Here is a 12,683-nt window from a genome sequence, read left to right as displayed (position 1 = left end):
TATCCAGTTTAGCTAAAACTTTTCATTTGCCCATTGAAGCAATTCGCTAGGTAGAGTTCAGCACAGTGCTCCGCCAACGCTGCATATTTTTGGGATCGAGACGAGACACGTTAGAGATTAATCGCTCTCGGACCGAGGCCGGTACATTATTGTCGTTACATACAGCCAACGCCTGTATATTGATATAGGAACGCTGAAGCGAACTGTAATCAGGGTTATCGAGATTATCCATGCAAATTTGGTAGTATTCCGCTGTAGTAAACACGCCAATAAAGGGCTGAAAAGACAGCTCAGGATTCAGCATCTTTGCCAAATGAGCGACACCTGTCCGGCCAGCGGCGACAAGATGCCGGCAGGCCGCCATCATCATTGAGTCCTGGATCACTTCATCAAACCCCTCGCGCCAAAAATCGGAGGCGAGTACAACATTGCTATATCGATCTCGCAGATAATTCATTTCGGTCAGCGTGTCACCCACCGCAGTACCGAAAATCACTACCGTCGATTCATCACTTCTCTGGATCAGAGACTCCACCACCGGAAGCGGAGCAGACTTATCTCCAAGGGCCAGCACGCCATGACGAGATTGCCCGTAGATAACATCGCCACCTCGATAGTGGACACCAAGAGCGCGTCGAAAACGACCGCGCATCTCAGCGAAAAGCGCAAGATACGCTGGGTCCAGTACCAGAGGAATCACGTTCTCCAAGTCTCGAAGCAGCTGCGCACCGAAAGGCTGGTCGGGGCCAGAGAGCAGGCGGGTGGGGGGAACAATATTAAGGTGTTCCTTCAATATCTGGTCTCGCTGGGATAGGGTCACTGGAGCACGGAGCCTGATTCCCGAAGCCGCCTCGCAGGCTAGATGATCCATACCAGCAATCCTATATTGCTGCATTTCAGAGTATGGTATGTAGTGATTTTCGACCAGCTTGGGATGTATAAAATTCGGAAGATCGTTGGTCACAGAGCACAACGCATTATGTATAGCCCCCACGTTGGTCGCCCAACTAAAGCTGAAAGGAAGTTGCATAGCTCGAGCAAAAATGAGGCCGCAAATTATGCCGTTCAGGCGCTCGGTGGTTCCATCAGAGCGCGCTGTTAACACATGGCCGGATAACCGCAGATGAAGCCGAGACTGCAATTCTGATAAGTAACCTGGCGTTGCCTCTTCAAGCGCCATTAATCTGATCAATCCATACGCGAGTTGAGGATCACTGTTCTCCAGACCTCTAGCAACGCATTCAATATCATATGGCGTCGATCTACCGGAAGATGAAAATCCAATGTAGCCAGCAATCCGCGTAGCAAAGGATGTCAACCCCGTCCGGAACAGGTACAAAAGCGTTGGCAGGGTAAAAGAACCGGCGTCTCGTAGACAATCAGCGAGCAAAAATCGCCAGTACGACCAAAGCATTTTATTGATTACACTCCCGCCGGGTCGGTACCTCTGGGCTACCCTTAGCAAACGATAGGCGTTGGCAGGGTCACGAGCACCCAGTTCAATCGCCATCTCCCGAATCATGTCAATATGATTAGCTTTCATCTCAAGTGAATTGTACTCTGCAAACGTTGAGGGATTATATATCTCGAATCGCTAGAGAACGGTAGAAGACATAAGAGAGTGAACAGTGCGCAAAATTGGTCTCAAAAAAGTAAAGAATGTCCTCAAATCAAAGCTAGCGGCTAGGCTGAATATTTCTGAACGTGATTTCCGGTCGCTTGCCGCCAATAAATCAGTAGTCACTGCCCGCACATCTATTCAGGACGTCTCGAATCTAGTTGCCAGTTTAAAACCGGTCGAAGATCCCAGCATCCCACTCGTCAGACTCGGTCCGGAGGGCGATGGCGGCTATCTCGTCCCAGACGACCTCAACGGTATCTCCGTCTGCTTTTCGCCCGGTGTTAGCCACGTATCTGGGTTTGAGCAGGACTGCGCAGACAGGGGCATGCAAGTATACCTCGCAGACTACTCTGTAGAAGGACCTGCGCTAGAGAACTCTCGATTTCACTTCACCAAAAAATTCGTGGGGGCATTGGACAGTGCGAACTATCTGACGTTGGACAAATGGGCCAGCCAAGTCGGTCAAGACAACGACAGTGAGTTGATACTGCAGATGGACATCGAGGGAGCCGAGTACGAGAGCCTGCTGAATGTCTCCAGTGAATTCCTGCAGCGCTGCCGCGTCATCGTTATTGAATTGCACGCCCTGCACGAACTATGGAATCGACAGTTCTATGGACTCGCCTCTACTGCAATAGCGAAACTCTTGCAAACACATACCTGTGTTCATATCCACCCGAACAATTGCTGCGGCAGCTTGCAGCGCTACGGCTTGGATCTGCCCCGTGTCTGCGAGTTTACTTTCCTCAGAAATGATCGTCTTGGTGAGGCGGTTCCTGCAAAATCTTTCCCCCATCCGCTGGATCGGGACAATACTCGCCGGCCGACACTACCCCTTCCCACGTGCTGGTATAGCTAACGGTCAAACAATAACTAGCTATGCCCATCGCAGTAGCTTTTTCCATACAGGCCTTTTTTTTCTCAGTGCCCAATCGGGCAGCGGTGCTACAGACAGTAAGGGTGAGTGCGCAGCACTGGCCTTGATGAATAGCGCATTTCCCCAGTGTTTAGGGTTGATATACATATTTTTCATCGAGAAACCCTTGTCAGAGAGCAACTCAAATATCTCAGTCCAGACACACCCGCCTTCGTACAGACGTATCTCGGCGATCTCAACGTAAACGACTTCCAGCGTATCGAGAAGGCGAGACGCGCCCTGAAGCACCTTGAGGTCCGCGCCCTGAGTGTCAACAACAAGAACATTGAAGTCAGCATCTTGCCAGCGATCTGCTAGTAGCTGATCAAGCTGCGTGGTGATGTGCTCCTCACTACCTACGTACTTTATCCCTGGATAGAGTTTGCCGTGGTTGCCCAGCCCCAACATGCTGGACGACTCCCCATTGTTACTCGATATATTGAAGCTTACCTTTTCACCGGAAACATCTGAACACACCGCCTGCAAGGCAACATGCCCGGGTTGCTGCTCAACTTTTTCTTTCAGCTTTTTATACACAGTGGATATCGGCTCTACATAGACAACATGCCTGGCCTCAGAGGACCTGTAGACTTCAAACTCCTGTCCGGTGTTTGCTCCTACATGGATAATCCCTCGGGGCGTTACTCCAAATGATCTAATCGTTTTAAAGTCTTTCACTTGCTACACCCCAAGGGATCAAATGCTTTCTCCATATACCGTTGCAAACGATGCAAAAACATCGCGTGGATGTCTAGTTCCAGCTTACTACAGGAATAACACGAGTATGAGAGTAGCAGCTGCCTGGTGTTTCGGTAACAGGATAGTCGGCAGCAACCACTACCAGCGCGCTGAACTCTTATATATAATGCCACCTTCCCCCGGGGCCCATAGCTCAGCTGGTTAGAGCATCCGACTCATAATCGGCAGGTCGAAGGTTCAAGTCCTTCTGGGCCCACCATCTTATTGATTCTTATAGGTTTTCTATAGGGTAGAGCATCCGACTTTTATGGATTGATCCATATGTCGGAGTCGGAGGGTGAACTCTCATTCATCCACCTCAATCTTCGGATGCCGAACGCTCCTCATAAAGATTAGGCTACCTACAAATCGGTTAGCCCTCGAGTGCCGCCAGGATATCAAATAGAAACGCTTCCATATTCCAAGCAGTGGTACCGAAACTCTGACCCATCCTAACCACCACTAAATCGCGCGAAGGAATAATAAAAGTCGACTGACCATAGTGGCCGCGGGCTGCGTAGGCATCTTTGGGAATACTCGGCATCATCTGTTCCGCGCTTTCTTGATTCAGCCAGAATTGGGCCGCATAGGCACGCGCTTTCATGGACGCGTCGGTGGGTGTGGTGGATAGCTCAACCCAACCCTCCGGAAGAATACGCTCGCCATTTACGATACCGTCATTTAAATACATCAGGCCAAAACGCGCCCAATCTCTGGCGGTGGCGAAGAGCATGGCACCACCCACATAGGTCCCACCACCATCCATCTGGTAATGAGCATTGTACATACCGATCTTATTGAAAAGCGCAGTTTGAGGAAAACGGTTGTACTCATCATCTGATTCAAAGCTGTCGCGAATAACGCGACCCAGCAATACCGGGCTTGCGGTCTGGTAAGCCCAGCGGGTACCGGGCTTGGCGGTGATCGGGTATTGCACTGCAAATTCAGGCAGATCCTTTGCGGTCATGAGCATAAAGGTCACATCGGAAATCGGATCTTCTTCGTAACCTTCGTTGAACTCCAGCCCACTGGTCATATGCAACAGATGCCCAATGGTCACTTCACTGCGCAGATCACCAGGAGTATCCCAGCCCTTGAGACCGGTCTTGTCCGACAAGTCCAACTGACCGCGCCCCACCAGTATGCCCACCAGGGCACTGGTGGCGCTCTTGCTCATGGACCAGCTGTCCAATGGCACATCGGGGCCAAACCCATCGGCATAGCGTTCGGCAATCAACTGGCCCTTGTGGAAGATCACTACGGCCCGGGTATTTTGCCTCTGCTCGTATTCAATTGCGTCATCAGTAAAAGCCCGGTCCAGCGCCGCCCTTATCGCCGCACTATCCACACCCTCCGACTCGCTGACCAATTCAGGCCAGGCACGCCGAGATTCCGGCAACTCACGCACCAGAGATTCAGGTCCCTCCAGATCTGCGACGCTCCCTCCACCAAGACGCGCGCAACCCAGACCGGGACGATACACCGATTGCTTTACAGCCGTAATCGGCCAGAACCCGAAAGTGGCAGTTACGACTTGCTCTCGCACCTCAAAATCGACCAGGCGACGCTGCATTGCCATAATGTCGTGGACGTACACATCATCGGCATCACGCCCAGAGATAAACACACCCGCGCATACTGCCTGGGCGGCAAAGCCCGCAGGTATCGGCCCCACTCTGTAAAGATAACTCAATCCGTACAAGCACAGCCCTAGGCCAGCCAATAAAACAACAACTGCGACGCGCTTCATCTATTATCGCCTTAACTCTAATGTCTGCTTACATAGAACGCACCGGTAAGCTATCCAGCACGCTGTTCTGGTGAGATTTCGTTTCTTTTGTTCCACTATCCAGCACCACACCAGTGGACCCTTAGCCTGGAATTCCCAGGGTGCAATTTTCAGTCGTCCGCTGCAGTCAATTCGTCAGTACTACTTTTTTCTCACTTGAAACACACGGTTAATCGCCCGACCAAATCGGCGAAGACCAGGCTCTTTCCTGAATGGTTGCGGGCACACCCTGGGGAGGTTTCCTGCCAAGGCGAATTGCGTCAAAGCTGGACCAACGACAGGTGGGATTCATCAGCACCCGCACGTAGTAGAAAGCCCGTTGATCAGCGACGTAATCCGGATCGCGCCAAAGGGTTTTTAGCTCTGTGGCGCCGGAACCAGTACTAAACTGGCAACTTGCCAGATCAACACTGGCTCCATTGTCCGGGCAGCGACCTGTTGCCGGGTCGACTTGCAGGCCGTCAGCGCAGGCAATATCGACCACCTTTTCATGTGTCTTGCCCGCACTATCGATCCAGCCCTTGACCATTTGAATGCGCTGCAGGGGGGCATCCATAGGATCCCGAATCGCCCAGACAAGGAACTCCGGCGACTCTGCCTTTCCGCTAGTGGAAAAAACCGACCCCATAGGCACGGCTACTGCTTCCAAGTGCGGCACCAGACCGGGCGCATCGAGCATTGCCTCATCAATGCCCCAGCCGGCAAAAAAACGCAGCGCGACGCGCGGCCCGGAAGTGGCATAGGTTTCGCGGCGTGCGAGCGCGTCGAAAATGGCTTCGCGGGTATTCTCGGGAGCCCATACTGCAGCCAGACCGCCAGAGGTATTGAATTTAAGCCTGGAGCGATAGGCCTTACCGTCAGGTTCGCCCTCCCGAAGACGGCGGAGGGCGGGGGAAGTGACTGTACCTGAAGCTCCACGGTAGTCCCACTCCTCCACATCCCCCGGATTGGAGTTATGGCTGTCTGTTGCCGCTACAAAACCATTTTGCAGGGGATTGAAGCCGAACTCCCGCTCAAGCTCCAAACCCACCTTCATGCCCTGGCGAACAAAGCCCGTTTGGAAGGCACAGCCGGTCGTCTCTCCCGGCTGGCAGGGATCCAGCACCTGGGCAAAGTCGCACTCTTCATCCGTCGCACCGACACCCAGCGCACATTCCTGAGAACCTTTGACCTGGAAAATCTCAGCCAGCGGTTCGCGTTTTTGTCGCAGGCGCCAGTCATCCTCGCCGTATTGCTGGCCATCCCAGGTGTAACGCGAATAGGTCAGCCCCCAGGACTTGTTCGGGTTATGCGGAATGGTCAGAAAGTCACAACCCGCGCCGCAGGTCGCCTCAAGCCCTTTCCACAACTCAATCGCATTGGGCACATCAAAACTGGAAATGGCCCGCTCGGGCACAACATCGGAACGGAAAATGATATTGCGATGGTGTTTACCCTGATCCGGCAAGGTAGGGGAAAACTCGTAGGCGATCAGTGTGGTTAGCACTCCGGGTTCGTAATACGCATTGGCAAGCCCTACATAACGCGCCCAATCCTTATAAGTATTTTCATAGCACCGCTGCGAGGCCCGCTGCCCTGGCTTACAAGTTTGGAAGTTGGCCAATGCAAGAGGCTGACGGGATTCAGGCTGATAGACACCTACAGGCTTCGACGGATCACCAGGCTTGGCTGCGCCACGAGCACCGTCGACAAAGATCGTGAACAGGGCCGGGTTATCCAAGCCCATCAACCAGCAAGTCGCGCGTTCGCGCAGCGACAGGCTTGGGTCGGAGCAATGTGTCCGAGTACCAAAACCTTCTGCATGATCGGTAATCGCGACAAAATCCAGGGGACGACTCAGTTGCATAGTCTCGCCCCCGGGCCCCACCAGGGGATCGCCCGTGGCAAAACGGTAGGCATCCTCAATACTGAGTTTGTTGCCCATCATGCTGGCATCAAAACTCTCGCCCGTATGCAAATGTAACTCGCCCCAGTAGAGATTCGTTGCGCCTGCAGCCATATTTTCCGACGATGGCTGCCCTTCGGCCAACACCGGATGCGCGTTGCCAAATGGCGCTTCTACCCTGCTGTCATTCTGCAGTGCGAGGTCGCGCGGTGCACTGCCGGGCCCCGCCTTATCGAGTACGGTGTACAAGGGGATAATAAATTTGACGGCAGTAAAGCCAACGCCCATGGCAAGGACAGCCAACACTACCAGCATGAATTTTTTTAGCATGACCAAAACCCTCACCAGGCAGCCAGGGCCGGTGAACTTCATATCCTTTATGTCGACCGGATTATATCTACCCGCCCACCGGAGCACGTGTCATATTCGGCCATTCTCGGAGCGCCTTAAAACCCTGACCTGCCACTAATGCCAAAGAGCGAATCGAATGGCCGAATATGACCCGCGCGCAGTCGAGATCGCGAATATACTGGCCTCAATAACACTAAAGAGTAACGGAGATTTCGTAATGAGGCCCGGTCAACACCACGGTCACGGATATACCTTCCTTGCGTCAGCTGTCGCAATTGCATTAACTGGCAGTAGCGCCGTAGCCAAGGCTCAGCAGCTTATGCTGGAAGAAATCATCGTCACGGCCCAGAAGCGGGTAGAGAGCCTGCAGGACGTGCCGATATCCATCACTACCATGAGTGGTGAGAGAATCGACGAGACAGGCATCACCGGCCTGGAGGAACTCACCCAGTACATGCCCAATGTCACCATCAACAATGGCGCCGGAACGCCCAACCTGTTTATCCGTGGCGTGGGTTCTGGCACCAATGCGGGCTTTGAGCAGTCTGTGGGATTGTATATCGACGGTGTTTATTCCGGACGAGGCGCACTGGCAACAGTGCCGAACAGCATGGATCTGCAGCGGGTTGAGGTGCTCAAGGGGCCCCAGGGCATCCTCTTCGGCAAAAACACGATTGCCGGCGCCATCAATGTTACCAGTGCCAAACCCAGTAGTGAGTTCGAGGGCATGGTAGGTGTCCTGTACGAGCCTGATCACGGCGAGGAACGATACGACCTGATGCTCTCTGGTCCGATGGCGGATAACCTTGCCGGCCGGGTAGCAGTTCGCCACGAGAGAATGGACGGCTGGTGGGAAAACGTGGTGACCGGTGCAGAGGGTCGCGACAATGATATCTGGTATGGACGCGCCAGCCTCCAGTGGGTGCCGCTAGAGACACTGGATGTTCACATGAAATACGAGCATGGCGACTTCGATCGCCAGTCCAGGCCCACCTACGTATATCAATCCGATTTTACCGGCCAGGAAACCAGCTTAGGCGGCGTACCACTGCCCACCGTTGGAGACCCGCGAAAAGGCGCCGGCGATGTTGACGGTGGCAACGAGATCACAACCGATGTGTTCGCCGTCACCCTGAACTGGGACCTGGAATTCGCGACATTGACTTCGATATCGGCCTACTCGTACTACGAATCTGACGGTTCCACTCTTAACACAGACGTGACAGCGACCCCAGCTCTATCTCGCACCAAGTACGAGGAATACACACAGTACAGCCAGGAAATACGCTTCGTCTCACCTGGCGGAGAGACCATTGACTGGATTGCCGGAGCCTACTTGCAACGCGGCGAGCTGGAAATCAGTTCGCAAACTGTCGATCTCGATTTCGCACAGTCTGGTCCGATCAGCGTGGTGCCCCTGTATTCTGCTGCTACTGCCGGCGGCGTGCCCAGTGTGTTCGATCAGGAATCGGACAGTTGGGCGATTTTCGGCCAGGGTACGTGGAACGTCAGCGACACGCTGCGATTTACCCTCGGCGCACGCTACAACGAGGAAAGTAAAGACCTGGACAAGGTGACGGTTTCCGATGGCCTGCAGATCCGGTTCGGAGACAACTTCCTCTTCGCCAACCCAGCCAACCAGCAGTTGATCGCGGATGTCAGACAGCACTCATTTACTGGCCTGAGTCGCGAGGAAGACAAGTGGACCTACTCCGGTAACATCCAGTGGGATATAGGCGAGGACACCATGCTCTACGCCAGCGTCAGCACCGGTTTCAAGGGCGGTGGCTACGATGAGGCGTACAGCGGAGCAGGGTATGAGATTCGCCTGGCGAATCCCTTTACCGGTGAGTTGACCGGTGAATCGGTACCGGGGGCCGACCCCTCGATACTCGAGTACGACTCCGAGGAAGTGCTCGCTTATGAAATTGGCGCGAAAATGCGCTTGATGGATGGCGCTGCAGAGTTGAATCTTGCGGTGTTTCGTATGGAATACGACGACTTGCAGACCAGCTCGCTGATAGGCGATGTCTTCCGCGTCGGCAACGCAGGGGAATCCATCAGTCAGGGGGTGGAACTCGACGCCCGCTGGCAGGTGACGCAAGGTCTGTCTTTCGGTGGCGCAGTGGCCTACCTCGACGCCTACTATGAAGACTTCACCGGGGCTACCTGTACCATCCCACAAGCCACCGATCCGCTGAACAACCCCGGCTGCCTGCGCGAAGACGGCACCAATATCGCACCCGGTGAAGACGGTGGCCAGGACCTGGAAGGAGAAACCTTAACGTTTGCGCCCGAATGGAGTGCATCGCTCAATGCCCGACTCATCCTGCCTCTGGGCAGCGACCTGTTGCTGGTGACCAACCTGGACATCAATTATGAGGACGAGTTCTACTCGGCACTGGACCTGGACCCCAACACCAAGCACGACGCGGCAACCATCGTAAATGCACGTATTGCACTGACAAACCAGGACCACGGCTGGACGGTTGGCGTTGTCGGCAAAAATCTGACCGATGAAGAGACAACCATCTGGAATCAGGACGTGCCATTTACCAACTCGAATAGCTATTTCGCTCTTCCGGATCGGCCTCGCTCTATCGCGATACAGGCGCAGTACAGTTTTTGAGCCAGATCAGAGTCTGCTGTCAGGCTTTTATGGATTGATGCACAGACAGGAAGTCGGTGGCGCCTGTAGGCGTTCGTTCGCCGATATTGACAGTATCAGCAACTTAAATTTTCAGCAGCGCGTTGGCGATACTCGCTGGGGGTTATGCCGTTCCAACCGGTAAACGCTCGGCGAAAATTCGCCGCATCGCTGTAGTCCAGCAGCTGCGCTATTTCTGCGACCGTTAATTCCGTCGCCGTTAGGTACTCTCGAGCAAGCAAATCTTTCACCTCCTCGACGATCGCTCTGAAACTGGCAGACTCGGCATCAAGCCGCCGCCTCAGGGTTCGTTCACTTATATGAAGCTTATCGGCTACCTGGGCAATATCGAGGAAATCGCCCGCAGACTGGATCAATAACTGCCGCACAGCTGCGGTGGTTTTCTCGACAGTGGCCAACTCGCGCAGCATCTCCTCGCACTGTTGCTGAAAAACGACGTGCTCGGTACGGTTCGCCGTTTTAACCGGTGTGTCGAAGACATGCGCAGGAACAAACATCTGGCTGTGTTCACAGTTGAATTTCACTGGTGTATCAAAGCAACGTTTATAACATGCAGAATGAGCAGGCCGGGGATATCCAAATTGAACCTCTATACCCTCTGCACGCGCTACCTGCCTCCCATACAGAGACCTACCCACCGCGGCAACGTTTGAAAGACTCAACTCGGTTACTAACTGGCGCCGAAGAGGCGTACCCAGGGTAGGGTTCGCTCGCAGCAACAAGCCTCCATCATGTTCATACGCTTTCCAGATGGGCTCGAATAATAGCTGCCCGTAGCGAAGCAAGAGCCGGATACTCTCGCGCAGATTCGCACAGCTCATCAGGGCAAAACCAAACGTACCGAAACTGGCAATACCAAGCCTTTTCCCAACACGCAAAGCCAGGCAGGGGTCGTCTGCCAGTTCTGCAGCAGTTTCCAACAAGACCATCGACTCCGCACCTTCCAGTAAGGCCCTGGACGTGTCCAAAGCGGATACGCCACGCAGCCGCAGCTCATCCAGCAACTCTCCTGAGCTGACACCTGTTTTCTCCAGTTCCAAGAGCAACTGTACGAAAAATTCACGCTGTACTGAGCGTACTTTCATTGCACTCTCCAAACGGCGGCGACCGCGGACCCTGGCGCTCTACCATCGATCAACCGCATTCGAAACTTGGCCGAATATGACCCCAATTATGTTCCGCCGCCCACTATACTGCACCCTGATGGAAAATGGGACCGGAGCTACCTGGACCAGGTCGGCTTGCATCAAGAGCAAGAGGAAAGTATGAAATCACGACTGAATGAATTGCCAAGCATCGAATATCCCATTAGCGAAACTGCCGGCATCCCTACTTCTGTTATTCACGAAAACTCTGGGAAAACACTTTGCATAAGAAATATTTTGCTCTCGCATCACTCGGTTTGATAGCAATCACTTTATTCGGCTACAAAGTCTGGATTGAGCGCGGTGTCGACAGTATGGGCCTTACCGAGGTGGAAGATGGTGATGCCCAATTCTGGTTGATGCAAGGGTCGCCAAACAACCGCCTAACTCCCTGTGTCGTTTACTACCACTTCGATCAGCCTCTGGATGAAGGCTTAATTCGCTACAGGCTAGAGGACCTCACGTCCTCATACAAAATGTTTCAACGTAACGTTGTTGAAATACGAGGTCTGCCATACTGGCAGGCAGCAAATGTCGATTGGGATAAGAATTTTTGGATACTCGACCCTGATGAGGATATTGAAGCGGCACGATTGCAGGCGGAGCATGCCGTTTCAAAAGCCTCAGAACTGGGAAGTGGTCTCCCGCTCTTTCGCGTCTTTCTCAGCTCGGATCGCAAGCAGCTTATCTTTGTCTGGCATCACGTGATATCTGATCTTGAGGGAATGTTTAACAAACACGCCAAACATCTCTTTCTAGAGGCGGGTGAGCGAACTCAGTTCGGCTATCAAATTTCCAACGCCGCTGGGGCTGACACTGCCACCGAATCTGCGGACCCCCAAGCGCCTAATCCCTTCACCGAGCTGTATGGCTCAGAGAGATCGATAGGGTTTTCCGGCACAGATTACGAAGTATCAAGATTTGAGTTACCAATGGGTGACAGGGAGCTGTTTGAGCTAGGGCGTGACGCAAAACTGCCCATGAGTGACATCTTCTCTTTTATTGCTTTAAGAGCCACAACGATATACGAAGAAAAAAACGATAATCAACTTCCTCGGCCTTTAATCAGCCCCATCAGCTTAAGGACAAGCTCACTATCGATGGATGAAGGCAACAACCGTGCAATCAAAGCGTTCCCCTTCGTATTCCCGCTAGAACCGGTTGATGCAATGCACATGCGCATACTCAACCTTCAGCCAACGGCCAGCTCCTATGACACAGCGGGCAGTCTTATGAGATTTGCCAGACGTATTCCCATATTTGAGCCGACCTTGCGGCGAATGGCTATGCCAGACTTCATTTCCAACTATTTTCCACTAGCAGACGATACTCTCTTTGTGGATGGAGCAAAGCTTATTGGACACACGCTGCGCGTTCCGATGGTGCCCTATGAGCGCACCAAGTTCGCCTGGTCTAACTACGATGGTGAAGTTCAGCTCTTCCTTCACACGGACCCAAAACTCATCGATCAAGCTCTCATGGTATCTGCGTTCCTACACGCATCGGACGAAGTGCTGACCTATCTATCCGCGAGGTCGGGCGTGCAAAATTAATTGGCCACACTATTCAC

8 protein-coding genes and 1 tRNA gene are annotated in these 12,683 nt (G+C 53.3%); 4 read left to right on the top strand and 5 right to left on the bottom strand.

The window, feature by feature from the left end; translation table 11 throughout:
* Positions 1-46: 46 nt before the first annotated feature.
* Positions 47-1,510 (bottom strand): hypothetical protein, encoded by a 1,464-nt coding sequence (locus EY643_RS01550; protein ID WP_152660554.1) that lies wholly within the window; start codon positions 1,508-1,510, stop codon positions 47-49.
* A 118-nt stretch (positions 1,511-1,628) separates the two neighbouring features.
* Here EY643_RS01550 and EY643_RS01545 point away from each other — a divergent pair, with 118 nt between their 5' ends.
* A complete protein-coding gene (locus EY643_RS01545) occupies positions 1,629-2,480 on the top strand; it encodes an FkbM family methyltransferase (RefSeq protein ID WP_152660553.1) in 852 nt (283 codons plus the stop codon).
* A gap of 18 nt (positions 2,481-2,498) precedes the next feature.
* On the opposite strand, the gene EY643_RS01540 is transcribed toward EY643_RS01545, so the two are convergent.
* Positions 2,499-3,215, bottom strand: a complete 717-nt coding sequence (locus EY643_RS01540; RefSeq protein WP_152660552.1) for an FkbM family methyltransferase — start codon at positions 3,213-3,215, stop codon at positions 2,499-2,501.
* 203 nt (positions 3,216-3,418) lie between these two features.
* Here EY643_RS01540 and EY643_RS01535 point away from each other — a divergent pair.
* A tRNA-Ile gene (locus EY643_RS01535) sits at positions 3,419-3,495 on the top strand.
* Positions 3,496-3,648: 153 nt separating this feature from the next.
* Here the strand turns inward: EY643_RS01535 and EY643_RS01530 are convergent.
* Complete coding sequence (locus EY643_RS01530) at positions 3,649-5,025, bottom strand: serine hydrolase domain-containing protein (RefSeq protein ID WP_152660551.1); 1,377 nt, start codon at positions 5,023-5,025, stop codon at positions 3,649-3,651.
* 208 nt (positions 5,026-5,233) lie between these two features.
* Positions 5,234-7,279: a DUF3604 domain-containing protein gene (locus tag EY643_RS01525; protein WP_152660550.1), complete on the bottom strand. Its 2,046-nt coding sequence runs from the start codon at positions 7,277-7,279 to the stop codon at positions 5,234-5,236.
* A gap of 238 nt (positions 7,280-7,517) precedes the next feature.
* Between EY643_RS01525 and EY643_RS01520 the strand changes: the two genes are divergently transcribed.
* Positions 7,518-9,929: a TonB-dependent receptor gene (locus tag EY643_RS01520; protein WP_170287237.1), complete on the top strand. Its 2,412-nt coding sequence runs from the start codon at positions 7,518-7,520 to the stop codon at positions 9,927-9,929.
* Positions 9,930-10,024: 95 nt separating this feature from the next.
* On the opposite strand, the gene EY643_RS01515 is transcribed toward EY643_RS01520, so the two are convergent.
* Positions 10,025-11,053: an AraC family transcriptional regulator gene (locus tag EY643_RS01515; protein WP_152660548.1), complete on the bottom strand. Its 1,029-nt coding sequence runs from the start codon at positions 11,051-11,053 to the stop codon at positions 10,025-10,027.
* Between the two features lie 281 nt (positions 11,054-11,334).
* Here EY643_RS01515 and EY643_RS01510 point away from each other — a divergent pair, with 281 nt between their 5' ends.
* On the top strand, positions 11,335-12,666 hold the full coding sequence (locus EY643_RS01510; protein ID WP_152660547.1) for a hypothetical protein: 1,332 nt from the start codon (positions 11,335-11,337) through the stop codon (positions 12,664-12,666).
* The last annotated feature ends 17 nt before the right edge of the window (positions 12,667-12,683 follow it).

The sequence above is a fragment of the Halioglobus maricola genome (assembly GCF_009388985.1).
In the GTDB taxonomy this organism is placed as follows: Bacteria; Pseudomonadota; Gammaproteobacteria; order Pseudomonadales; family Halieaceae; genus Halioglobus; species Halioglobus maricola.
This window is presented reverse-complemented; position numbering and strand designations above follow the sequence as displayed.

Excerpts from the sequence above, each read along its gene's own strand:
- EY643_RS01550 (WP_152660554.1), bottom strand. The coding sequence starts at position 1,510 with ATGGCGATTGAACTGGGTGCTCGTGACCCTGCCAACGCCTATCGTTTG.
- EY643_RS01530 (WP_152660551.1), bottom strand. The coding sequence starts at position 5,025 with ATGAAGCGCGTCGCAGTTGTTGTTTTATTGGCTGGCCTAGGGCTGTGC.
- EY643_RS01525 (WP_152660550.1), bottom strand. The coding sequence starts at position 7,279 with ATGCTAAAAAAATTCATGCTGGTAGTGTTGGCTGTCCTTGCCATGGGC.
- EY643_RS01520 (WP_170287237.1), top strand. The coding sequence starts at position 7,518 with ATGAGGCCCGGTCAACACCACGGTCACGGATATACCTTCCTTGCGTCA.
- EY643_RS01515 (WP_152660548.1), bottom strand. The coding sequence starts at position 11,053 with ATGAAAGTACGCTCAGTACAGCGTGAATTTTTCGTACAGTTGCTCTTG.